The organism is Halobacillus sp. Marseille-Q1614, assembly GCF_902809865.1.
GTDB lineage: Bacteria > Bacillota > Bacilli > Bacillales > Halobacillaceae > Halobacillus_A.
Genome location: NZ_CADDWH010000001.1, coordinates 2,105,130 through 2,128,699, shown reverse-complemented (window position 1 = coordinate 2,128,699; position 23,570 = coordinate 2,105,130). Strand labels below are relative to the sequence as shown.

The window sequence follows — 23,570 nt, the reverse complement described above, 5'->3', positions numbered from 1 at the left end:
GAGGCTTTTTTATGTGCAAGGACCCGATACTTTTTAGACAGGAATGCTCCTGCTAAAAAAACGGACGACCCGAGAGCGTGGGTTTCGTGAGGAGGCTTTGACCTTCGTCTGTTGGAAAGCGCAGTGGTGTTCGCTCTAATGTGGGGCACTGCTAGTTTTTAATGGATTCTAAGTTTTAACTATAGGATAGTATTCATTCTTATGAGACTATAGAAATATAATAAGGAAAATAAGGTGGAATAATTTTGACTAAAATTGCTGTGATCTCAGATATCCATGGAAACGAAACAGCACTTCAGGAAGTGCTCAATGATGTCCATTCCCGCGGGATAAAGCGAATTTTCTGTTTAGGAGATTTAATTGGGAAAGGACCTCAAGGTTCAGAGTGCATTCAGCTGATACGACAGAACTGCGAGAAAGTCATTCGGGGCAACTGGGATGTTTTTATCCAAAATCCTTCGCCCAATTCATTTATCCAATGGTTTCAGGACCGTTTAACCGAGGATGATTTCTTATATCTGAACTCATTGCCGTTTCACATTGATCTAGAGTTGAACGGCAAGCTGCTTCGATTTTTTCATGCGTCCCCAAGAAGTGAATTTGAACGAATCCTGCCCCATCATTCATTGGAAAAAAGGTTATCAATGTTTGAAAACAGTCCGCATACAGGGGATACAGCTCAGCCTGATGCTGTTTTTTATGGCGATATACATACAACCCTTCTGCAGACCTATAATCAGGGGATTTTATGTAACGTAGGAAGTGTCGGAAATTCTCTCGATTTGACGTCAGCCTCTTACGCTATTGTGGACGCTGAACAGCCAAATATCGCTATCCAATTTATACGTGTCCCTTACGACCGAAGAGCAGAGCTGGAAATATCACGTAAAGCGGGCCTGCCGGAATTAGAGAAATATGAACAGGAAATTATAAGTGCAAAGTACCGAAATGCATAGATGTACATTTAGAAACTTAGGGTGAATCGCTGTGGCGGTAAGCCTGGGAGAGGAGTAATTATGAAGTTTGCTATTAACTATTCTCCAGAAGCAAAAAAGCTGGTAGATGACCAGCAAATTGAAGTTGATCTTTTTAAATGTCCCGATTTTGACAGGAAGCTTATTGAAGATGCAAAAAATTCAAGGCCTCCTTACATCCATTTTGATTTAAACGCCGGCGCCAATTCTCTTTCGTCTGTTAACTGGAAAATGGTTGATGAGCTTTTAAAAGATACATCAACGCCCTATATCAATTTACATCTCGTTGCCTATTCCAGTCACTTTCCTAACTTGGCGATTGATACTTTTAAAGAAGATGAGTTAGATCAGATTATTGAACCGATCCTTCTGGACATTAATAGGATGGCCAAGAAGTATGGGGAAGATCGGATCATTTTAGAAAATGTCGTCTACCGGGATGAAAAAAGTGATATGCAGCGTGCGATTATTGACCCTCGGGTGATTTCGCGCATTGTCGAAGAAACCGGGTGCGGGCTGCTGCTTGATATTGCCCATGCACAAATGACCTGTTTCTATACGGGAGAAGATGTGTATCAATATTTGAGTAAATTCCCGGTAAACCACCTGAAAGAACTTCATATAACCGGGATTCAGAAAAAAGAAGGGAAGTACCGGGACAGTATGCCGATGAGCGAAAAAGACTGGAAGTTGGCAGCATGGGTTCTTGAGAATATTAAAAAAGGATTATGGCAGGAGCCATGGGCGGCTTCTTTTGAGTATGGAGGAGTGGGTCCGATTTTTGAGTGGCGGACAAATTCAGATGTGATAAAAGAGCAGACACCAAGGCTCTATCAATTAGTAAAAGGCTGATATTTTTACCGTAAATTAACAGATATGCAGATTTGTCTTTATATCATTGGGGTACCCTTATTACGAATCATTAGAAGAGGAGGAAGTTAGCTTGAAAAATTGGATTCTAAAATTGGGTACCATAATGTTTGCTTTAGCCATTCTGGGAGCCTGCGGTGGAGAGGAAGAGCCACAGGAGAACGAAGACCAGGAAATGAATGATGATATGAGTGAGGAACAACACGACGGAGACGACTCGCAAACTGGCGATGGGGAAGATGGCTCTGATGATAACAATGATGCGAATGAAGAAAATGATGATATGAATGAAAGCGAAGAAGATGACGATCAGGACGAACAATAATAAAAAGCACTTAAGGGAAAGGCTCAGCCATTCCTCTTAAGTGCTTCTTTTTGTTCCTGCTTTTCAAGCTGTGATTCATCCCATTCTTCATCCGTAGGCGGATAGGTCCTTTTTACAAAAATTGATAAGACTAACGCCATAAATGAAAGAGCAGTTACAACTAAAAATGCGACATTGACGCCGTGAATTTCAGGGTTAGGAATAGAGGCGCTCTGATCAGCTGTCTGGGCTGTCGTCGTCATCACAGTAACTAGGATAGCCGTTCCAACGGAAGCCGCAATTTGACGCATTGTATTGCTCATGGCCGCTCCGTGCGGAATTAATTTCGGCGGCAGCTGATTAAGTCCCGCTGTCGTCACAGGCATCATGACCATGGCAAATCCAAACATTCGAATTGCATACATAATGGTAAGAAACATAATCGAAGTATCGGTTGATAGAAAGGCAAACCCTAAAGAAGCGGCCGTCATAATCGTTAAACCAACGATCGAGAGAAGCCTTGCACCGATTCGATCAAAAATCCTGCCTGTAATCGGAGACATAAAACCGGAGATCAATGCCCCCGGCAGTAAAACAATTCCTGACTCTAAGGCAGTAAAATCTCTCATATTCTGCATGTATAGCGGGATCAAGGTTTCTGCTCCGATTAATCCCATAAACCCTACCATTCCAATAATAGTGGTAATCGTAAAGGTACCAAGCTTAAATACTCTGAACTCGAGCATAGGATGTTCCATCCGAAGCTGGCGAATAATGAAAATAACGAGAGTGATGGCTGCAAAAATAAGTACACCGATCGTTATCATGCTGTCCCATCCGTTATTACCGGCACTGGTAAATCCATAAAGCAGACTTCCAAATCCGAGAGAAGAAAGAATAATGGAGATCGGATCCACTTTAGGATTTTTAAGTTCCGTTACATTTCTTAATATATAGTAAGCGACAACAATCATAATGATAGCCAGAGGGAAGATAAACCAAAATAGAAACCGCCAGCTGTAGTTGGCTGTTACCCACCCTGACATAGCAGGACCGATTGCAGGGGCAAAAGAAATAACAAGGCCGATATACCCCATGGCTGCGCCGCGTTTTTCTACAGGGAAAATGAGCAGGAAAACGGTCTGCATTAAAGGAAGCATGACGCCTGCTCCTGCCGACTGAATAACTCTTCCGGCCAGAAGAATCTCAAAGTTAGGAGCAATCCCTCCTACCACTGTACCAAAGGCAAAAATACCCATCGCCGTAATAAAAAGCTGTCTCGTCGTAAAGCGTTCGATCAAGAAAGCACTGACCGGAATCATAATACCGTTAACGAGCATAAACACCGTCGTCAGCCACTGTCCGGTGTTAGCCGATATATTCATTTCCTCCATAATAGGAGGGATGGCCGTAATCATGAGCGTTTGGTTTAAAATGGTAATAAACGATCCAGCAATCAGCAGTGCAGCAATTAAAATCTTATTATAATTTTGTGGCATCGAGGGCCTCCTCTTCTACACACGACCAAATCTATGAATATGGCATTTGTGTTCAATGACTAATGCAAAATTATACTCCTAGAAAGGATTGCAGACAACTAAGATGACCTGAAAAAAGAGAATTTTTTACTGGGAAAAAGAGGAGGTGTTATTAGCGGACAGAAGAGGTTTTTTAGGGTGGGACAGGCGTCAGTTCTCCTATAATAAAAAAATCGCCGGAAGCATCTCCGGCGAATAGAGTTTATTTAAAAAGGGGGGATAAGCGTGAGGGAATGATATAGAAGAAAATTAGCGGAATATTTTTGAGGAAGATGATCTTATAGAAAACTAAGTATCATTAAAAAGTAGATTTTTATAGGATTATGTTTGTAGGATATAGTAAAATCATCTTCCGCTGCCCATTTCCTTAAAAGTGATAAGCGACGACATCCCTTCTCATAGGATTAATAGTTTATTTGGCTTCTAACAGCTGAGGATAATGACTAATTTTGCGAAGGATATAAAGCTGTTCCTGCTTAGAAAGCATTCTCCAGTTACCTGCTTTAATTTTCATTAAAATCTCCTCCATAATTAATATTTGGTTTTCATATTCTACTTAATACCGTCATTTGACTTTATTTAAACAACAAAAATATCTACAAAATTCGCATAAAACGGCATGTAACACCGTGGATAAGAAGAAATAACGCGTGTCGGTGTCTGTTTTTTTATACATTATTTTTTATAAAAATTCTTTTTCTAGTAATAGGGGGTTTAAGAAATCCTTCTATAGGTTAGTACTCTAATATAATACTTTTACCTGGGAGGGTTTTTTAATGCCACACTTAGAGTATCAATCCACCATTGAAAAATTACATGAATGTATGGAGGCCTGCAACCATTGTTATAATGCCTGCCTTCAGGAGGAAGATGTGAAAATGATGGCAGGGTGTATTCGTACCGACCGCGAATGTGCCGATATTTGCGGATTCTTCGAACAGGCGCTTACAAGAGGGACTCCTTTTGTCTCAGAATTAGCAGAAGCCTGTGCGAAAATCTGTGAAGCTTGCGGAGAAGAGTGTAATAAGCATGATCACGATCACTGCAAGAAATGCGCCGAAGCATGCTTTGCTTGTGCAGAGGAATGCAGAAAGCTTGTTTCATAAATGTATAGAAAAAAAAGGGCACCCGTTCATACGGGTGTTTTTTTATGCTTTTTTTTGCACTCCATATCCATTTTCTTGGAGCTTAAAACGGGGTCTGACAGGCACTCTCTGATTCTAGAAAAAAATTTACACACAACCGTTGACTTCTTTTCATATCCATGTATAATTATAAACAATTAATAATAAAAATACAGAAACGATAAATTGATTCTACGATGAAGAGAGTAGATATGTTGAGAAGTACAGCGAACCGGGGGAGGTGGGAGCCTGGTGTTTGAGACATATCGAAACGCACTTCTGAGAAGTTCGGGTGAACACAGTAGCCTGGGCCGGGGACTCCCGTTATCAGTTTTTAAGGTGGTCTATGAAAATAGGCAATTAGAGTGGTACCGCGGACTATAAACCAAGTCCGTCTCTTTTATACAAAAGAGGCGGACTTTTTGATGGACAATATTAAGGAGGCATTTATGATGGCGAAACCTAAAGTAGTATTAGCATATTCAGGCGGATTGGACACATCTATTTCAGTAAAGTGGATTCAGGAAAAGTATGGTTATGATGTCATTGCACTAGGATTAGATGTGGGCGAAGGAAAAGATTTGGAAGCTATTCGCCAAAAAGCACTGGATGTTGGTGCTATTAAGGCGATCATGGTAGATGCAAAGGAAATGCTTGCAAATGAATATCTAATGCCTGCATTAAAAGCAAATGCATTATATGAAGGGAAGTATCCATTATCTTCAGCACTTTCCCGTCCGCTTATTTCTAAGCTGCTCGTTGAGGTAGCTGAGCAGGAAGGGGCTGTAGCGGTTGCTCATGGCTGTACAGGGAAAGGAAATGACCAGGTAAGATTCGAAGTTTCCATTCAGGCCTTAAATCCTGATTTAGAAATCATTGCTCCCGTAAGAGAATGGGGCATGACCCGTGATGAGCAAATTAAATATGCCGAAGAAAAAGGAATCCCGGTTCCTGTTAATCTGGATAATCCATTTTCAATTGATGCCAACATCTGGGGGCGTGCCTGTGAAGCAGGAGTACTTGAAGATCCTTGGATGGAAGCTCCAGAAGCTGCCTATGCTTGGACGAATCCGATCGAAAAAACTCCGGATACACCTGATACGATTGAAATTGATTTTAAAGAAGGGGTGCCTGTTGCTATAGACGGCCAGCCGATGGATATCGTCCCGCTGATTGAGAAGCTGAACGATCTTGGCGGCCTGCATGGAGTAGGTCGTATCGATCACACAGAAAACCGTCTTGTCGGTATTAAATCAAGAGAGGTTTATGAAAATCCGGCAGCAATGATTTTAATTAATGCTCATAAAGAACTTGAGTTCCTGACGTTAACGAGAGAAGTTTCCCAATATAAAGTGAATGTAGAACAGCAAATGGCGAAAATGATTTATGACGGCCTTTGGTATTCACCGCTTCAGCCGGCGCTGCAGGCATTTATCGAAGAGACTCAAAATGTTGTAACAGGAACGGTTAAAGTGAAGCTGTTTAAAGGACATTACAATGTAACAGGTAAAAAATCACCTGTCAGCCTTTATAATGAAGAGCTTTCCACTTATTCCAAGGATGACGCATTTGATCATAATGCAGCTGTAGGATTCATCAAGCTTTGGGGTCTGCCGACAAAAGTGAATGCGGATGTGCATAAGAAGCCAAAAGTAATCGAAGCGAAGAAAGTGCCGGTGAGTATGAATGAGTAAGCTTTGGGGCGGAAGATTTACAAAACCAACTGATAAGCTGGTCGAGGAGTATACCTCTTCGATCGGCTTTGACGTTAAATTGGCTTTACAAGATATTCAGGGCAGCTTAGCCCATGTCGATATGCTTGGCAAATGCGGCATCATTAAAGAAGAAGAAGCCGATCAAATCACAGAAGGGCTGCAAATTATTGAGAAAAAAATTGAACAGGGCGATGTAGAATTTTCTGTTGCGCACGAAGACATTCATATGAACATCGAAAAAATGCTTATTGATGAAATAGGCCCTGTAGGAGGTAAGCTTCATACCGGAAGAAGCCGTAACGATCAGGTAGCTACAGACATGCATCTTTATTTAAAGGAAAAAACGAATCACTTAATTCAGCTTGTGGAAGCTGTCCAAAAATCACTGACAGACCAGGCTGAGCAGCATGTGGACACGATTATTCCCGGCTATACCCATCTTCAGCGCGCACAGCCGGTTTCTTTTGCTCACCATCTATTGGCTTACTTCTGGATGTTTGAGCGGGATAAAGAACGCCTTAAAGACAGTTTAAAGCGGATTGACTGGTCACCTTTAGGGGCTGCAGCGCTTGCCGGCACGCCTTATCCTGTCGACAGAAAGCTGGCAGCTGAGACGCTTGGATTTGAGAACGTTTATCCAAACTCATTGGACGCTGTCAGCGACCGCGATTTTATTCTTGAATTCTTGTCGATCTCATCCATTTTAATTACTCATATTTCAAGATTATCTGAAGAGCTGATTCTGTGGAGCAGCCAGGAGTTTGATTTTGTCGAACTCGACGATGCTTTCTGCACGGGTTCAAGCATTATGCCGCAGAAGAAAAATCCTGATGTTCCCGAACTGCTGCGCGGAAAGACGGGTCGTATCTACGGGAACCTAATGGGACTGCTGACACTGCTTAAAGGCCTTCCGCTTGCCTACAATAAAGATATGCAGGAGGACAAGGAGGGCATGTTCGATACGGTTGAGACGCTAGATGGGGCTCTTTCTTTATTAGCTCCGATGCTTGCTTCTATGGAAGTGAAAAGTGAGAATATGCGTCAGGCAGTTAATGAAGATTACTCCAATGCGACCGATATTGCCGATTATTTAGCAGTGAAAGGGCTGCCTTTCCGCGATGCGCATGCGGTGATCGGCCAGGTTGTGTTATATGCAATCCAGCAGGGGAAGTATCTGCTTGATTTAACCTTAGAAGAGTATCAGCAGTTCTCCGAGCTTTTTGAAGAGGATATTTATGAAAAATTAGCCCCGGATCATGTGGTGGCTGCTCGGGCGAGCGAAGGCGGGACTGGTTTTGAACAGGTGAGAGAACAGCTTTCTCTTGCTAAGGAGCATCTTTCTTAATTAGGTATATCAGCGGAATTTTCTAAATATTGTTGACTTTGCCATGGTTTATTTGTAGTATGGCAATTAACTTCATAGCGGTAGACACTTTCTTATCTAGAGCAGGCTGAGGGATTTGGCCCTTTGACGCCCGGCAACCGGTCTTTAAGGCACGGTGCTCCTTCCAACGGATGCATTATCCGAAAGATGAGAGGTCAGAACTAGTATCTTCTGCCTCTTTCATTTTGGGAAGAGGCTTTTTCTGTGGATTTATACAAATTACCGATGAAGGTCAACATCCTTGACTACTAAGGAGGCATGTCAACATGACAGCTGTAATTTTAGAAGGTGTCCGCACACCTTTTGGAAAGTGGAAAGGCGGCTTTACGAAGTTAAATGCAAAGGACTTAGGTGTTCAAGCCACTCAAGAGCTTCTAAAGCGTGTTCCGGAAGCTAAAGAGGCAAACGGAGTCATTCTTGCTCAAGTCATTCAGGCAGGACAGGGACAGAACCCTGCGAGAAGTGTAGCCGTACAATCAGGTATCTCTCTTGAAGTGCCTGCCATTACGGTAAACAATGTTTGTTTAGCTGGAGTCGCTTCTGTGATTGATGCGACGAGAAGAGTCCGGCTTGAAGAGGGGAATTTATACGTTGTTGGCGGGTTTGATTCGATGACGAACGCTCCACATGTCGCTTCACTTAGAAATGGTTCAGGAGCGGGACCGCTTGAACTGACAGATTCTCTTATACAGGATGGGCTCTGGTGTTCACTTAGTGACCAGTCGATGGGCATATTAACCGACAAGCAGAATGAACGGTTTTCAATCACCCGCGAAGAGCAGGACGAATTTGCTGTACAGTCCCAGTTAAAAGCAGCAAAAGCGCAGGAAGAAGGATGGCTGGCTGAGGAAATCGTTTCGGTTTCAACACAGAAAGGAGAGGTCAAAGATGATGAAGGTATTCGTTTCAATTCTACTCTGGAGAAGTTAAGGACGTTAAAACCAGCTTTTCGAGATGAGGGAACCATCACAGCAGGCAATGCATCACAAATGTCAGATGGAGCCAGCGTCGGGCTAGTGGCAACTGAGGAGTATGCTCAACAGGTTGGAAAAATGCCTCTGGCTCGAGTGATCGGCTGGTCAGAAACTGCCGGACCAGATACAAGCCTTCATACGAAGCCGGCCGATGCGATTTCAAAAGTACTGAGGAGACATGGCCTTAATAAAGAAGATATCGATTTATATGAAATTAATGAAGCATTTGCAAGTGTAGCCATCGCAACTATCAATGAATTAGGGTTAGATCCTGATAAAGTTAACGTTAACGGCGGCGCAATTGCAATTGGCCATCCGCTTGGAGGCACAGGCTTTCGGTTAATTCTCACCCTTATCCATGAATTGAAGCGGCGTGGAGGCGGAAGAGGCATCGCGTCCTTATGCGGAGGCGGCGGACAGGGATTCGCTATTTTAGTGGAAGTTCCAGCTGAATGGGCATAGCTCTTACCTATCCGGTGTAAAGGGTTGTGTAAAATGAGTGCACTCTAAGGAAAGGGCCTGGGGAAACAGCTCGATTTTCCTGCCCTCTTTCCGCTGGTACAGTATTTAATCGGGCTTCCCATTTTATATGCCGTTAACAACCCACAGCATTCATATATATAACCCTGTTATAGTTGAGGTCGTTTGGGGAATAGTGAAAATAAGACACACTATTCTTTAAAGGAGGGAACTCAATGAAGAAGCATGTTGAAGCTTTTTTTAAAAATGAAAATGATGCCGAGGGGGCACGCGCGGCCCTGCAAAAGGTTGCTATTGAAAATGACACCATAGAAGCTATACCTGAACAGAAAAATGTAAAAGGGGTTGTTCCTGTTCTCAATCAGAGCGGGACATCTGCCGTTACAGGAGTAGCTGGTTTTACAGATTTTCTTAACCCTAAGAAAGATACTCAAAGGGCGGAAGAGGATGAAGAAGCGGGTCACTTAACGCAGCTTCTGCAATTTGATGTGAAGGAAGAAGATTATCAAGAAGCTCTATCGATTCTTGAAGAAAATAAAGCGCATATGGATCAGGATAAGATTTAAAGGACTTTGCAAAGAACCTGAGAGACTCCTGCTTTAAAAACGGATGCCTGCAACCCACGTTCGAGAAGGTGACCGGTCGCCCCTGGATAACGATCGGGTTCCCGGAAAATCAACAGCAAAAGTTAACAGAAAAAAAGCGATGGCTCTTATAAAGAGCCATCGCTTTTTACATATACATACTGGCAAGAAAAATACCGAGCGTCTTCTGGTAGATTTCATCGAATTGGCTTATCGGCAGAGGATTTATTCCTTGACCGAGCTCTACGGTGAAACCAGGCTGCCTGAAATCCTGGATAAACCAGTCTTTATATCCGGCAAAGCTGTCGACATAGCGGATAGGCTCATATCCGCTTACTCTTGAAAACTCGTTGACAATAACGCGCGAGCGTGGAGGTTCCAACCCTTCAAACCCCCAAAAAATGACTTCGCCCTGCGTGTGAAAAGCTAGCATCTTTTCAAATTTTAAATCACCGGCTAATTCAGCCATAGCGATAGCTTCGGGCTCTGTCAGCGGCTCAAAGCCAGGAAAATCCCTCGGAGCCGGCTCTTTCGGCTTTCGTTCGGCTTCTACTTCCCACTTTGCCGGGTATTGATTATTAAGATCCACCCCGCGAATATTAGCTTTCCAGCCGCTGAAATCCGTGCTCCCGCCATTTATTCTTAATGCTTCCTCGCCAAAGCTTCCAGAAGGGGCGCCGTTTAGCACGAGGTCTACGCCATCTGGATCGACCATCGGAACAATGGATAAGGTAACCTGGTCATAGAACGGAAACATCGCGCGGCCTCGGATCACCTCATTATTCGTTAAAGCTGCTAAGTATTCGTTCACAAATTGCATGATGACAGGTGTCGTAATCCATTCATTGGCATGAAAAGCTCCGTTCCAGTGGACAATTTTTTCACCATTGCCAATTTGAACTTCAATCAGCTCTTTTCCCATCACGCTGTTGCCAATCGAACGGCGCCTCATGAAAGGATAAAGCTGTCCTAATGCTTCGAGGTCAGCGGCCAGGACTTGAGAGTCGTAATTTTGCCGCGGATTGATAATTGTTTTCGTTACCCGCGATGGAATATCAATAGTTTGGCCGATTTGTAAGGCATTAGGATTTACGTTTGGATTTGCCAGCAGCAAGCTGTCGATCGATATTCGATCTTGTGTGGCAATTTTATAAAAGGTATCTCCAGCTTTTACGGTATGTTCACGCACACGATATCCAGGAATTTGAACAGCCTGCCCGATCGACAGGGCGTTAGGATTTAAGGTAGGATTAGAATTAATGATCAGCGGTAGCGGAACATTAAAAGTGCGGGCATAAGACCATAAGGAATCTCCCGGTCGCACTCGGATTTCCATAGAATATCTGCCTCCTTATAGTCGTTTTATCTCTACTATATGGCTGGGTGGAATTAAAAATGTTACCTCCGTTCAATTCTTAAGGAAAGTAGGAAATAAACAAATGACAAGTTTTAACGATCTCGGGGTCGCCCCTTTTTTAATGGATAAATTATCACAGCAAAGAATTTCTGCTCCAACACCTATACAGGAGGAAGCTGTACCTGCTTTACTAGATGGAATAGATGTCATCGCTCAGGCGCAGACGGGTACAGGGAAAACACTGGCTTTTCTCATCCCTCTATTGCAAAAATTAAATAAGGAGAAGTCCTATGTTCAGGGACTGATTATTACTCCAACCCGGGAACTCGCTTTACAAATTACAAGTGAACTGGAAAAGCTGGTTTCTGGAGATATTCGGGTGCTTTCGGTTTATGGAGGTCAGGAAGTCAGTCAGCAAGTTAAAAAGCTGCAAGGCCTCCCTCATATCATTATTGCTACCCCAGGCAGACTACTTGATCACCTGCATAGAGAGACCGTGGATTTATCTCAAGTGGATCATGTGATTTTAGATGAAGCGGACCAAATGTTAGAGATCGGCTTTTTGCCTGAAGTAGAAAGGATTCTTTCCTATACTCCAACGGACCGCCAGACGAGCGCATTTTCCGCAACGATTTCTCCAAAAGTAAACAAGCTTGCTAAGAAATATTTGAAAAATCCGATGCGGATCCAGGTAAAATCGGAAGCAGTCACCTTATCAGAAATTAAGCAGCTGCTCTACGAAACAACTGATCGAGCGAAGCAGGACACGCTAATCCAAATTATGAAAGAACACCGGCCGTTTCTTGCAGTGATTTTTTGCCGTACGAAAAGAAGGGTTAGCAAGCTGTATGGGGCATTAAAAAGTGAGGGCTTTAATGTAGACGAGCTACATGGCGATCTTTCTCAGGCGAAGCGGGAAAAAGTGATGAAAAGATTTCGGGAAGCTGATATCCAGTATTTGGTGGCGACAGATGTAGCCGCAAGAGGACTCGATGTTGAAGGAGTCACGCATGTCTTTAATTACGATATTCCACAGGATCCGGAAAGCTACATCCACCGAATTGGGCGAACCGGGCGTGCCGGTGGAAAAGGATTGGCAATTACGTTTGCTGCACCGAAAGATAAACAGGCTTTGGCGATGATTGAAAAAAGTATTGACGATAAGCTGCAGCGCAGGTCTTTACAATCATTATCGCCGGGAAAAAGAGAGGCTGAACCCGTCAGTCGTGAGACGAGAAAACCAAAAACAAAACGGAAAAGAAGGTAATCAGGTTGTCGAGACTTTTCTCGACAGCCTGTTTTTTTATCTTTTACTTCGGGGAGATATCCCTTGCTTTTTAGCAGACGAACGACCAAGCCTCCACGCGAAACCGATGCTGCGCAAGTTTTTCTGCAGTATTTTTGGGGATTCCCTCTGCGGGAGTAAAATACTCTTTCCAGCTGACGAATAAAGGGGAGGAAAGATTTTCTATCTTTTAAGCTGCAAAGTCGCCCTCAATTTTAAAAAAACAAGAACGTTGAGGAAATAATTCTTATATGATAAAGTAAAGATGTAATTCCTAGTATACATATAGGAATTATAAATAATAAGGGGATGAAAAAGATGGGAATCGAATTTGTGGATCTTTTTAATCAGTGGGCGAGCTCATATGATGAAACTGTGGGCGGAAGCGATCCAGAATATCAGGAAGTGTTCGCTGGATATGATGAAATGCTTCAAGAATTAGCGAACATGGCAAGTTCCCCAGTCCTCGAATTTGGAGTAGGCACGGCTAATTTAACGAAGAAAATAACAGCTCAAAATAAAGTAGTCATCGGTGTGGAGCCATCAGAAGAAATGAGGAAGATCGCCAACGTAAAATGTCCGGAGGCCGCCATTTATAGCGGAGATTTTATTAATTTTCCGCCACTTGAAATGCCGATTCGGTCAATCGTCAGTTCCTTTGCTTTTCACCATCTAAAAGATCAGGAGAAACGATTAGCTCTGAAGCAATATTATGATAAACTGGAAGCAGATGGAGAAGTTATTTTTATAGATACACTGTTCAAAGACGAAGCCTATAAGCAGCAATTGATTCAGGATGCGGTGCAAAAAGGACATTTAAATTTAGCTCAGGATTTGCAGGAAGAGTTCTATCCGTTCCTCGAAGACTTGGAGCAGATGTTTTTGCAGTTAGGCTATGAAGTATCTTTCAAGCAGTTGAACAAATTTGCTTGGTTAATTCACGCTAAAAAAGGAGAATGATGTATGCCAAAAATGAACGTAGAAAGCTTTAACCTGGACCATACCAAAGTCAAAGCGCCTTATGTACGCCTTGTAGGTGTTACAGAAGGAGAACACGGAGATAAAATTTACAAATATGACATTCGTCTAAAACAGCCAAACAAAGAGCATATGGAAATGCCGTCTCTTCACTCATTAGAGCACTTGATGGCCGAGAAGAGCCGTGACCATCACGATCGAATTATTGATATTGGTCCGATGGGCTGCCAGACAGGTTTTTACTTGGCTGTGCTGAATGATGACAGCTATGAGAATGTTTTAGATGTTTTGGAAAACACTTTAAAAGACGTCCTTGAAGCTGATGAAGTACCGGCTTGTAATGAAGTACAGTGTGGATTTGCTGCCAGCCACAGTCTTGAAGGGGCCAAAGAACTGGCTCGCGAGCTGCTTGATAAACGCAGCGAATGGACGGAAGTTTTCTAATAGCAGAAGGTGAGGAAATCACGATGGGATACGTGAAGAGTGTTCAATCCTTAATTGGAAGGACGCCGATGATTGAGATCAGTCATATAGCGATTCCAAATCAGGCCAGGATTTTTGCGAAGCTTGAATTTATGAACCCAGGCGGGAGTATTAAGGACCGTCTGGGTTTAAAACTGATTGAGGATGCTGAAAGTAAAGGTTTATTAAAGCCTGGAGGAACGATCATTGAACCAACGGCCGGCAATACGGGGATTGGTCTAGCGTTAGCCGCTGTTGGTAAAGGGTATAAAGTGATCTTTGTCGTTCCCCAAAAGTTCAGCCAGGAAAAACAGACATTGATGAAGGCGCTTGGCGCGCAAATCGTAAATACGGAAACGTCCCGCGGAATGAAAGGGGCAATTGAAAAAGCTAAGGAATTACACAAAGAGATTAGTAACTCTTACAGCCCCCAGCAATTTGGGAACCCCGCAAACCCTGCCGCTTATTATGAAACCCTCGGACCAGAAATTTACCAGGATATGAATGGCCAAGTGGATGTCTTTATCGCCGGAGCTGGCACAGGCGGAACTTTTATGGGTACGTCCCAATATTTAAAAGAGAAAAAAAAGGATGTTAAGACCGTGATCGTGGAACCTGAAGGATCAATACTCAATGGAGGAGATCCAGGACCGCATCGAACCGAAGGCATAGGTATGGAATTTTTACCGGAATATATGGATGAACAGTACTTTGACGCGATTCATACAATTACAGATGAAATCGCTTTCTTAAGGCTGAGGGAGCTGGCTGTTTACGAAGGACTGCTTGTCGCAAGCTCATCAGGCGCAGCGTTTGAAGCAGCTATGCGTGAAGCGGAATCAGCAGAAAAAGGCACAAAGATCGTTACGATTTTTCCAGACAGCAGTGAACGTTATATCAGTCAAGGTATTTATGAGGAGGGAATTAAATGAGGAAAAAAACACAGCTTATTCACGGAGGAATTACAGGAGATGAACGCACGGGAGCCGTTTCTGTCCCAATTTATCAAGTAAGTACGTATAAACAGGAAGGTGTAGGAAAGCATTCGGGCTATGAATATTCCCGGACAGGAAACCCTACGCGCTTTGCTTTAGAAGAGTTAATCAAAGAGCTTGAGGGCGGCCATGCTGGCTTTGCCTTCGGTTCAGGCATGGCGGCAATAACCGCTGTGCTAATGACCTTTAACCAGGGTGACCATATAATTTTTACTGATGATGTTTACGGCGGAAGCTACCGCTTAGTTTCTAAAGTAATGAACCGCTTCGGCATTGAAGCCAGCTTTGTAGATACGAGTAGTATAGAAAACATTGAAGCAGCAATCATAGATCGCACGAAAGCCATTTACGTAGAGACGCCGACAAATCCGTTATTAAAAGTAACAGATATGAAAAAAGTCTCTAAACTGGCTAAATCTAAAGGACTGACTTTTATCGTGGATAACACGTTCAGCACACCTTACTGGCAGAATCCAATGGAAGATGGGGCGGATATCGTTCTTCATAGTGCCACGAAGTACCTTGGAGGTCACAGCGATGTCGTCGCCGGTTTAGTCGTTGTAAACTCTCAGCAGCTGGCAGAAGACGTACATTTTGTTTTAAATTCTTCCGGTGGAGTGTTAGGTCCTCATGATTCCTGGCTTTTAATGCGAGGCATTAAAACTCTTGGCGTGCGTATGGAAGAAATTGAAAGCAATACGAAGGAGTTCGTCGAATTCCTGCAAGGACTGCCTGAGATCACAAACATTTATTATCCTGGCTTAGAATCACATCCTGGTCATGAGGTTCATAAGCAGCAGGCGAGAGGAAATGGTGGTATGATTTCCTTTGATGTAGGAAGCGGAAAAAAGGCGGACCAAGTTCTGCGCAATGTTAAATATTTTACACTTGCTGAGAGCCTTGGGGCTGTGGAAAGCTTAATATCTGTGCCTGCCATGATGACTCATGCTTCCATTCCGGCAGACCGAAGAACAGAGCTTGGCATTACGGATGGTCTTGTACGTGTTTCGATCGGATTAGAAGATATTGAAGACTTAAAAGAAGATTTCCTGGAAGCTTTACGTAAATAAAGCCAGCCGGCTACATGCTTTTTGATATGTGGCTGCGGGAGCGAATACCGCTTCGCTTACCACGGACGAACGCCCAAGCCTCTCCGTGAAAAACCACGCTGTGGGTTCTCGGCTCGTCCGTTTTTTAAGCAGGAGTCTCGCGGCATTAGCTCCCTCTGCTTCTAAGGTATTGAATATGGATAAGACTTTCCTTCACCAGTTAGGTGGCGGAGAGTCTTTTTTAGTTTTTATAGACCGCTGTCAACTGCCTCTGCTCCAGAGAAAACTTCTAACTGTCGTGAATTTTTATTATTAATTGGCTGTGCATACAAAGAGGCGGTCAAGCCAAACTAATGATAGTACGAAAAAGGAGGGATAGGATTGGACTATTCTCATATGAAGGCGCAATTAGAAGAGAGAAAGCGGGAAATCGAACAACGACTGATTAATAATAAACAGTTCGGGCTCGAACGCGGCTTTGCCAGTGATACTAGATCCGGCGAGTTATCTCAATATGATAATCATCCAGCAGACTCTGGTACCGAACTATTTGAAAGAGAAAAGGATATGGCTTTGCTCGATCATCTGGAGGAAGAACTGGAAGAAGTGAAATATTCTCTAGACCAAATAGAAAAAGGAACGTACGGCACTTGTGAAGTGACGGGGCAGCAGATTCCATATGAACGGCTGGAGGCTTATCCGACCGCCCGCACCGTCATTGAACATGCAGAACAAAGCGTACCTAAAGACCGCAGCGTGGAAGAAGCTGTTTTAAAGGAGATCGATCAAGACGATAATCGTGATACCAATCCTTATCAGCAGGCTGCCTCATTTAATGAATCAAGTATGACTTACGATGACTCTTCAATTATGGAAGAAGATGAAGCTTCCGGCTATAGCGAGGAATTTGAACCATTCGTTTCTACAGATATCCATGGCTACACAGGACAGGATAACATTCACCTTGAACATAATCTTCATTATGATAAATATAAAGAAGCGTATGATGACGCAGAGCAGGAAGAGCAGGAATAGAGAAAAGTCTGTTGAGATAAAGATCCCAACAGACTTTTTTTAGTAGCCTACTTCTACAGCAGCATTTACAAGATACATTTGATCGTTTTTGTCCCCTTTGTCTTTTAGCTCAATACCGCTCGATGTCATCATTCCGCCTTGTACTTTTTCAACAGTCACTTTTCCATAAGGAATTGCTTTTTTTACTTCATCTTCATCCAGATTATCAAGGTCTGTCGGAATCGCGAGTTTAACATGAACCTTCATATTATCAAGATCGCCATCAGGCAGAGATTCCTGAATACCAGGCATAGAGTTGCTGTTAATCGCATTTTTAATTGCTCTTACAGATGCATGCGTCACGTTCTGTCCGTGGACATCAATTCCCATTCCGGTTTGTACAAAGATCATTTTATCCATAACGTTATTCCTCCTTTAAAAGTGGACTTTAAGTACCTGTTTCCCCGTTCTGATTCTTTTTAAAAGTAAAATTATAAATAGAAAAACTGCCTTTTATAAAGGCAGTTTTCTATAAGTTTATTATTGCTTACTCCGGAAGAGAATTTTCCCCATTCCGGAACATCACAGAAAAATGTTCTCGAAAGCTTAAAATTCTAGAAAGACACTATTTTAAATGGAAGCCGGTTGTTCGGTTGCTTCGTAAATATGCATGATCCACTTTCCGATATCTTCAAAGCCAAGTCGCTTATAAATTTCTCCGGCTTTAGGATTGTCATAAAACAAGCAGAGAAGCTTTCCTTCATCTAAAAGATCTTCACACAATTGCTTCATGCAGGCACTTGCATACCCTTTATGCTGATAGGCAGGGTGGGTGCAGACGCCTACAATCATTGCGGACATTGTATTTTCCGCTGTTGTGGAAGCACTTGAAACAAATAAAGAATCTTTTTCAATAAAATAGGTGCGGGCTGAGCCGGATTCAAATCCTTTTCGCATGCCTTCTTCGCGATTGGAATCCTGTTCGAACTCGGAAATGGAACTTTGCAATTTTACAATTTTACTGATGTCCTCGACGTTCGCTAATTGGACTTGAGAAGTATCAATACTTTGATTCAGCATATCCTTGTGGTCACACTTCGCATAAAAAAGTGAGCGCGTTTTTTTAGGATTTCTTTCGATGTATGGAAGGATTTCCTGAGTGATCGATTCTAACCCTGACAGTTGTGTGAAGTCAGGATCCTTGTTTATAACCTCAGCGAACCCCCTGCTGTCAAATGGTCCAGAAGCATAGGTGATATAGTTATTTCTGTATTTCAGCAGGATTCCTCTAAGCTCATCACCATCAAAGTCACCCCATAATTTCTGAAAGTCCTGTTCGAAGCCGAAATTTTCGATATCCCCAATAATAAACAGGTTTTCGGCTGGTTTCTCTGATAATAAACGCTGACATTTTGGATTATCTTCCTCGGTAAGTCTCCTGATCACTTGTTATCCCTCCAGACTTTTATAAATTGAGATAATTTTACCAAATAATGAAAATAATGCAATCCTTTTTTGTTTTTGCTCGGTCGAGCTTACAAAGGGTTATCTATCCATAAGGTTACAGTAAAAAGTAACAGAGCTTTCTTGCGATAATAATTACTAAATGTGGCCAAACTAACGGCAAAGACTCTAAGGAGGAATACGTGGTGAAGAAATGGTTGATCATCCTCACCCTATGCTTGCTGTTTATGAATGCGGTGACTGTCCAAGCGGCAAACTTATATAGCGTAAAACATAAGGACCAAGTAAATTCGGATTATGAAATCCATGTCGACTACCCGTTGTTTAATGGTTTGAGAAATAAAAACCTTCAAGAAGATGTAAACGAGAAGGTGAAGGGGAAAATTGATGAAGTGGTCAGAGAATTAAAGCGGATGGAAAAACAATCCACCGGCTTTCCGGTGCTTTATTATGAAGAATTCACGGTTGCTGAAAATAAAGGCCTGTGCTCAATTGTTATGACGTCTAACATATCACAAGGGAATAAACATGACTCAACAGTTAGATCGATAAATTTTGAAAACGATGAAAATGGAATATTTTTAGAACTGAAAGATGTTGTAGATATTCACAAACTCAATATCGAAGTTAAGAAAATCATCTCCAGCGAGCCGAAGGCATTTAATGTTCAGGCTTTTACAGGAATCAGGGAAGATACGGCCTTCTATATCAAGGATGGTGAGCTGTTTCTAATCTTTAATAAATATGAGGTTGCTGCAGGTGTATACGGGACACCAGAACTTAGTATTCCTTATAAAAAAGTAAAAAAGGATATCCCCCAGCATAAGAAAAGTATCCCCGTCCCTAAAGAGGTATAAGAATTCCTCAATCAAAGGCTATATTAGCTATAAAATAGAGTTCTCTAATAAAAATGGAGAAAGGTCTCCGGGAAGCGATTGATTTTCCAGTCCTATCTTCATTTTTATATAAAATGTCCGTTCAAAAAAATCCCCTCAGCCTTTTACAAACCCGAGGCAGAGGGGATCTTTCTTTATGAAATATTAGGCTTCCAATACTTCTTCTTCCTGCTGGCCGCCATAGTAGTGGAACAGGTACTGCTCTTTTGAAATCATATAGAGATCATACACATTTTGTTCACGGTTTATCCAGTCGTAGACTTCCGGATACTGCTCATTGGCTTTTGTTACATATGGCATTTTTAAAGCTGCTTTTAACGATCGGATGTTGGAGCGGCGGATCTTCATAAATATCCCTTCGATGTCCAGCATGAAGAACAGCTCTTGAAAAAAAGCTTCTTTCGCTGGCTGATTATAACCTTTACCAAAGTAAGGCTGACCGATCCATGTCGCTAAAAACCCTTTATTATCTTGAATATCGAATAAGTTAATTGTTCCAATTGGCTGTCCCCACTCATCAAGGATCGTCCGGGATATTAACTCACCGCGTTCTTCAGCTTCTAACGTTTGTTTAGTGAGGAAGTAAAACTCATCACTTGTCGATGCCTTTTGGCGAACGTATGGGAAAACTTCTGGGTGAATCATCAAATCAAACAAAACTGGAACATCGTGTAAGTCACGCTTTTTCAGCATAAAAAATCCCTCCTTATGGGTAGAGGAGGGTAGTCTGAACCTTAGGGAAAAGTGCAGACTTAGCTGGCTCAAACCACCCTCGAATTTTTATCAATAGCTCACAAAAATTCGGGGTGGGAATCGAACCCACTAGAACCAGCACTATTACTGGTGGCGCACCATTTGCCTTCCCTAAAACAACATATTTGGTAAATTCATTTTAATCGATTTTTTTCTAAAAGGGAATAGGCTTTTAGAAAAAATATTTTGGTAAATTTTCTCCTTATCTTATGCATTTTTCAGCTCACAGGTGTAGACAATTTTCCCATCAATCATCGTCCAAATTGGTGTGGACATAAACTCAAAAGGGTGTCCGTTCCAAAGTACTAAATCGGCATCCTTGCCTTTCTCAATCGAACCGACTCGATCCTCAATCCCGAGGTTTTTTGCAGGGTTGATCGTAATGCCTCTGAGCGCATCCTCTAACGGGAGTCCTTCGCGGGCGGCCAAAGCTGCACAAAGATTTAAATATTGAATCGGTGTATAAGGATGGTCGGTCATAATGGATACTTTTACTCCGTGCTCATGAAGCACCTTATACGTCTGCCATGTTTTATTTCTTAATTCTATCTTCGACATTCTTGTAAAAGTCGGACCTACGGATACCTGCAGGTTCCGACCAGCAAGCTCGTCTACAATGAGATGACCTTCCGTGCAATGTTCAATTCTTAAATCGAGATTAAATTCATCAGCCAGTCTTAAAGCAGTCACTATGTCGTCTGCCCGGTGAGCATGGATGCGGACAGGAATCTCTCGGTGAAGGGCTTTAAGGAGCGGCTGCACCCGTAAGTTTTCAGGATCATGGCTTTTTATCGCCGAATAGAACGCTTCCCTTAATGTCCCCATTATGCCAAGTCGTGTAATCGATGCGTTTCTTGACGGAGAGTGGACCCGCTTTGGATTTTCTCCTAGAGCCATTTTTAACCCGGCGATATCCTTTAAAAGCATTTGATTTATCGAATGTCCGACCGTCTTAATAACAGCTGTCATCCCGCCGATAATATTCGCACTTCCCGGCATAATATGAGCCGATGTAACGCCGGCTTTCCTCGCGTGAAAAAATGCCGGATCCATTGGGTGCGCCCCGTCAATAGCTCTTAAGTGGGGGGTAGTCGCTTCAATTGTTTCATTGGCGTCACTCCCGGCCCAGCCTGTACCTTCATCATAAAGTCCAATATGTGTGTGGACATCAATAAATCCTGGGAAAAGCATTTGACTCTTTCCGTCAATCACTTCTGCCTGCTTAGGAAGTTCTATATCTGAACCGAAATCCATGATCTTGCCATCACGAATATGGACGAAACCCTTTTGAATCGGTGGTGAAGTGATAGGATAGAGGCTTACATTTTTTATCACCGTCTCCATCGCCAAGCCCCCTTAATATAGTCTTTTTTCTTATTATACTTCGAAAAAGGGATTTCAAGGCATAAAAAAGCAAAGCTATATGCTTTGCTTAATAAATTATTTTAAAATAGATTGTAAGGCCGGCTCTAATTCGGGGTATTTAAAAGTATAGCCTAATTCCATTGCTTTTTTAGGAAGGACTGATTGACCTTCTAATAAAAGAGAACTCATATCGCCCAGAGCAGCTTTTAATGCAAAACCGGGAGCAGGCATCCAGTGAGGCCGGTTCAGCACCTCTCCAATTGTCTTTCCGAAATCTTTATTTCGTTTCGGGTGGGGAGCGGTACCGTTTAAAGGGCCTTGGACCTTATCATTTTTAATAGCGAATTCAATAAGACCGACGACGTCATCGACGTGAATCCAGGAAACCCATTGCTCGCCTGATCCTACACTTCCTCCAATCATCAGCCTATAGGGAATGATCATCTTCTGAAGAGCGCCTTCTTCACCTAAAATAATGCCAAAGCGGATGAAGGTCGTACGGACTCCCAAGTCCCGTGCTTTTGCGGCTCTATTTTCCCATTCAACAACCACATCAGCTAGAAAGCCGCGGCCGGGTTCATTCGATTCTTCGGTAAACGTCTTTGTTTTTGAAGTACCGTAAAAACCTACAGCCGACGCATTGACTAATACTTCAGGAGTTTTCTTCAGATTGCGGATAATCTCAAGGATTGCTTCTGTTGCATCTATCCGGCTGTTCATGATTGATTCTTTTTTTTCTTCAGTCCAGCGGCCGCTGTTTAACGATTCACCTGCCAGGTTGACGATGGCGTCTACATCAGGAAGCTCCTCCCACGGTGCGAACTTGTCCTTCAGCCAGCCGACATGTGTCGTTTTGTCGGTATCATGGTGTTTATCAGGACTTCTTGTAAGTATGTAAACATGGTGGCCCTGCTGAACGAGAGATTGTGTTAATTTTGATCCTGCAAATCCGGTTCCGCCGGAAACAACGATATTCATATAATGAGATCCTCCTTTGTGCTGCTTACGATTCTTAATCGTGACCGAGTGATGGAAAACCATGATACAATTAAGGGAAAGGGGTGAAATTAAGATGGTAAAAATCACTCGGATCACGACACAGAAGAAGAATAAGAATCGGTACAATATCTTTTTGGACCGAGGCCAAGGGGAGTCCTACGGTTTCAGCGTAGACGAAGACATCTTGGTTAAGTACAGACTCCAGAAATCCATGGAGTTGGAAGAGTCAACAATCAATGCTTTAATCCAGCAAGATACAATACATAAGTCATATACCCTTGCTATTAACTTTTTAAGCTATAGAATGCGTTCTGAGCAAGAAATTCGTGAGTATCTGGAGAGAAAAGAAGTGGATGAGGAACATGCAGAGGAAGTAGTGCGTCTTCTTTATAAAGAGAGGCTGCTCGATGACCAGGAATTTGCTAATTCTTTCGTGCGCACAAAGGTTAACACGGCCAGCAAAGGTCCGCTTTTAATCAAAAAAGACCTCATTCAAAAAGGGGTAAGTGCTTTGACTGCCGATGAAGCACTAAACTATTTTTCCTTTGACAAACAAGTAGAAAAAGCGAAGAAATTTGCCGAGAAAAAGATGAACAGCGACCGGAAAAAATCACAGCGCCAGCAGATTCAAAATGTCCAGCAGACTTTGATGCAAAAAGGGTTTACTGGTGATGTCATTCAAGAAGTAATCAGCCAGCTTCCTAAAGAAAATAATGGGAAGGAAGAATGGGAGGCTGTCGTCTTTCAAGGAGAAAAGCTGCTCAGGAAATACGAGAGAAAATCAGAAGGATATGAGCTGAAACAGAAGCTTAAAACAGGTTTATATCGGAAAGGCTTTGCATTTGACAACATTGAACGGTTTATTGACGAGTATGTGAAAACGGAATGATCATGTAAAAATATGGGCGTTTGTAAGGGGAAGTATATCATTTAGCTAAATTAAAGAAGACCTCCTTGTTTTGGAGGTCTTCAGCTTGTAGAGAATCCTCATGATTTCGAACGACCG

General features: G+C 42.6%; 23 protein-coding genes, 1 riboswitch and 1 other annotated feature. Of the genes, 16 read left to right on the top strand and 7 right to left on the bottom strand.

The window, feature by feature from the left end; translation table 11 throughout:
* The first annotated feature begins 245 nt into the window (after nucleotides 1-245).
* The 3 genes from HUS26_RS10795 to HUS26_RS10785 all read left to right on the top strand — a co-directional run bounded on the left by HUS26_RS10795 (nucleotide 246) and on the right by HUS26_RS10785 (nucleotide 2,169).
* Nucleotides 246-956 carry a metallophosphoesterase gene (locus HUS26_RS10795; protein ID WP_173917156.1) on the top strand — a complete coding sequence of 237 codons (711 nt, stop codon included), beginning with the start codon at nucleotides 246-248 and terminating at the stop codon, nucleotides 954-956.
* 60 nt (nucleotides 957-1,016) lie between these two features.
* The gene (locus HUS26_RS10790) at nucleotides 1,017-1,826 is read left to right on the top strand and encodes a DUF692 family multinuclear iron-containing protein (protein WP_173917155.1); all 810 of its coding nucleotides are present in this window, start codon (nucleotides 1,017-1,019) and stop codon (nucleotides 1,824-1,826) included.
* A 91-nt stretch (nucleotides 1,827-1,917) separates the two neighbouring features.
* Nucleotides 1,918-2,169, top strand: a complete 252-nt coding sequence (locus tag HUS26_RS10785; protein WP_173917154.1) for a hypothetical protein — start codon at nucleotides 1,918-1,920, stop codon at nucleotides 2,167-2,169.
* A 23-nt stretch (nucleotides 2,170-2,192) separates the two neighbouring features.
* On the opposite strand, the gene HUS26_RS10780 is transcribed toward HUS26_RS10785, so the two are convergent.
* Nucleotides 2,193-3,647: an MDR family MFS transporter gene (locus HUS26_RS10780; protein WP_173917153.1), complete on the bottom strand. Its 1,455-nt coding sequence runs from the start codon at nucleotides 3,645-3,647 to the stop codon at nucleotides 2,193-2,195.
* An 815-nt stretch (nucleotides 3,648-4,462) separates the two neighbouring features.
* Here HUS26_RS10780 and HUS26_RS10775 point away from each other — a divergent pair.
* The 5 genes from HUS26_RS10775 to HUS26_RS10755 all read left to right on the top strand — a co-directional run bounded on the left by HUS26_RS10775 (nucleotide 4,463) and on the right by HUS26_RS10755 (nucleotide 9,929).
* Complete coding sequence (locus HUS26_RS10775; protein WP_173917152.1) at nucleotides 4,463-4,792, top strand: four-helix bundle copper-binding protein; 330 nt, start codon at nucleotides 4,463-4,465, stop codon at nucleotides 4,790-4,792.
* Nucleotides 4,793-4,995: 203 nt separating this feature from the next.
* Nucleotides 4,996-5,212: a binding site (T-box leader), on the top strand.
* A gap of 50 nt (nucleotides 5,213-5,262) precedes the next feature.
* Nucleotides 5,263-6,504 carry an argininosuccinate synthase gene (locus HUS26_RS10770; RefSeq protein WP_173917151.1) on the top strand — a complete coding sequence of 414 codons (1,242 nt, stop codon included), beginning with the start codon at nucleotides 5,263-5,265 and terminating at the stop codon, nucleotides 6,502-6,504.
* On the top strand, nucleotides 6,497-7,870 hold the full coding sequence (gene argH / locus HUS26_RS10765) for an argininosuccinate lyase (protein WP_173917150.1): 1,374 nt from the start codon (nucleotides 6,497-6,499) through the stop codon (nucleotides 7,868-7,870). The genes HUS26_RS10770 and argH overlap by 8 nt, the downstream gene beginning before the upstream one ends.
* Nucleotides 7,871-7,959: 89 nt before the next feature.
* A riboswitch (SAM riboswitch) is annotated at nucleotides 7,960-8,063 on the top strand.
* 112 nt (nucleotides 8,064-8,175) lie between these two features.
* Nucleotides 8,176-9,345, top strand: a complete 1,170-nt coding sequence (locus HUS26_RS10760; protein ID WP_173917149.1) for an acetyl-CoA C-acyltransferase — start codon at nucleotides 8,176-8,178, stop codon at nucleotides 9,343-9,345.
* Between the two features lie 233 nt (nucleotides 9,346-9,578).
* Nucleotides 9,579-9,929 carry a hypothetical protein gene (locus tag HUS26_RS10755; protein ID WP_173917148.1) on the top strand — a complete coding sequence of 117 codons (351 nt, stop codon included), beginning with the start codon at nucleotides 9,579-9,581 and terminating at the stop codon, nucleotides 9,927-9,929.
* 166 nt (nucleotides 9,930-10,095) lie between these two features.
* Here HUS26_RS10755 and HUS26_RS10750 read toward each other — a convergent pair whose 3' ends face one another.
* Nucleotides 10,096-11,283, bottom strand: a complete 1,188-nt coding sequence (locus HUS26_RS10750) for a M14 family metallopeptidase (RefSeq protein WP_173917147.1) — start codon at nucleotides 11,281-11,283, stop codon at nucleotides 10,096-10,098.
* Nucleotides 11,284-11,386: 103 nt separating this feature from the next.
* On the opposite strand from HUS26_RS10750, the gene HUS26_RS10745 reads away from it, so the two are divergent.
* From HUS26_RS10745 to HUS26_RS10720, 6 genes are all read left to right on the top strand, one after another.
* Complete coding sequence (locus HUS26_RS10745) at nucleotides 11,387-12,571, top strand: DEAD/DEAH box helicase (protein WP_173917146.1); 1,185 nt, start codon at nucleotides 11,387-11,389, stop codon at nucleotides 12,569-12,571.
* Between the two features lie 336 nt (nucleotides 12,572-12,907).
* On the top strand, nucleotides 12,908-13,549 hold the full coding sequence (locus HUS26_RS10740) for a class I SAM-dependent methyltransferase (RefSeq protein ID WP_173917145.1): 642 nt from the start codon (nucleotides 12,908-12,910) through the stop codon (nucleotides 13,547-13,549).
* A 3-nt stretch (nucleotides 13,550-13,552) separates the two neighbouring features.
* Nucleotides 13,553-14,011, top strand: coding sequence for an S-ribosylhomocysteine lyase (locus HUS26_RS10735; RefSeq protein WP_173917144.1), 459 nt, complete (start codon nucleotides 13,553-13,555; stop codon nucleotides 14,009-14,011).
* 23 nt (nucleotides 14,012-14,034) lie between these two features.
* A complete protein-coding gene (locus HUS26_RS10730) occupies nucleotides 14,035-14,961 on the top strand; it encodes a PLP-dependent cysteine synthase family protein (protein ID WP_173917143.1) in 927 nt (308 codons plus the stop codon).
* On the top strand, nucleotides 14,958-16,094 hold the full coding sequence (locus HUS26_RS10725) for a bifunctional cystathionine gamma-lyase/homocysteine desulfhydrase (RefSeq protein WP_173917142.1): 1,137 nt from the start codon (nucleotides 14,958-14,960) through the stop codon (nucleotides 16,092-16,094). Before HUS26_RS10730 ends, HUS26_RS10725 begins: the two co-directional genes overlap by 4 nt.
* Before the next feature lie 360 nt (nucleotides 16,095-16,454).
* The gene (locus HUS26_RS10720) at nucleotides 16,455-17,108 is read left to right on the top strand and encodes a TraR/DksA C4-type zinc finger protein (protein ID WP_173917141.1); all 654 of its coding nucleotides are present in this window, start codon (nucleotides 16,455-16,457) and stop codon (nucleotides 17,106-17,108) included.
* A 39-nt stretch (nucleotides 17,109-17,147) separates the two neighbouring features.
* Here the strand turns inward: HUS26_RS10720 and HUS26_RS10715 are convergent, their stop codons facing one another.
* Both HUS26_RS10715 and HUS26_RS10710 read right to left on the bottom strand, forming a co-directional pair.
* A complete protein-coding gene (locus tag HUS26_RS10715; protein WP_173917140.1) occupies nucleotides 17,148-17,507 on the bottom strand; it encodes a Lin0512 family protein in 360 nt (119 codons plus the stop codon).
* A gap of 210 nt (nucleotides 17,508-17,717) precedes the next feature.
* Nucleotides 17,718-18,533 (bottom strand): GNAT family N-acetyltransferase, encoded by an 816-nt coding sequence (locus HUS26_RS10710; RefSeq protein ID WP_173917139.1) that lies wholly within the window; start codon nucleotides 18,531-18,533, stop codon nucleotides 17,718-17,720.
* Nucleotides 18,534-18,736: 203 nt separating this feature from the next.
* On the opposite strand from HUS26_RS10710, the gene HUS26_RS10705 reads away from it, so the two are divergent.
* A complete protein-coding gene (locus tag HUS26_RS10705) occupies nucleotides 18,737-19,408 on the top strand; it encodes a DUF3298 and DUF4163 domain-containing protein (protein WP_173917138.1) in 672 nt (223 codons plus the stop codon).
* Between the two features lie 183 nt (nucleotides 19,409-19,591).
* Here the strand turns inward: HUS26_RS10705 and HUS26_RS10700 are convergent, their stop codons facing one another.
* The 3 genes from HUS26_RS10700 to HUS26_RS10690 all read right to left on the bottom strand — a co-directional run bounded on the left by HUS26_RS10700 (nucleotide 19,592) and on the right by HUS26_RS10690 (nucleotide 22,543).
* Nucleotides 19,592-20,140, bottom strand: a complete 549-nt coding sequence (locus tag HUS26_RS10700) for a GNAT family N-acetyltransferase (protein ID WP_173917137.1) — start codon at nucleotides 20,138-20,140, stop codon at nucleotides 19,592-19,594.
* 267 nt (nucleotides 20,141-20,407) lie between these two features.
* On the bottom strand, nucleotides 20,408-21,544 hold the full coding sequence (locus HUS26_RS10695) for an amidohydrolase (protein ID WP_173917136.1): 1,137 nt from the start codon (nucleotides 21,542-21,544) through the stop codon (nucleotides 20,408-20,410).
* A gap of 96 nt (nucleotides 21,545-21,640) precedes the next feature.
* A complete protein-coding gene (locus tag HUS26_RS10690) occupies nucleotides 21,641-22,543 on the bottom strand; it encodes a TIGR01777 family oxidoreductase (protein WP_173917135.1) in 903 nt (300 codons plus the stop codon).
* Between the two features lie 94 nt (nucleotides 22,544-22,637).
* On the opposite strand from HUS26_RS10690, the gene recX reads away from it, so the two are divergent.
* The gene (gene recX / locus HUS26_RS10685; RefSeq protein ID WP_173917134.1) at nucleotides 22,638-23,453 is read left to right on the top strand and encodes a recombination regulator RecX; all 816 of its coding nucleotides are present in this window, start codon (nucleotides 22,638-22,640) and stop codon (nucleotides 23,451-23,453) included.
* Nucleotides 23,454-23,570 lie beyond the last annotated feature (117 nt).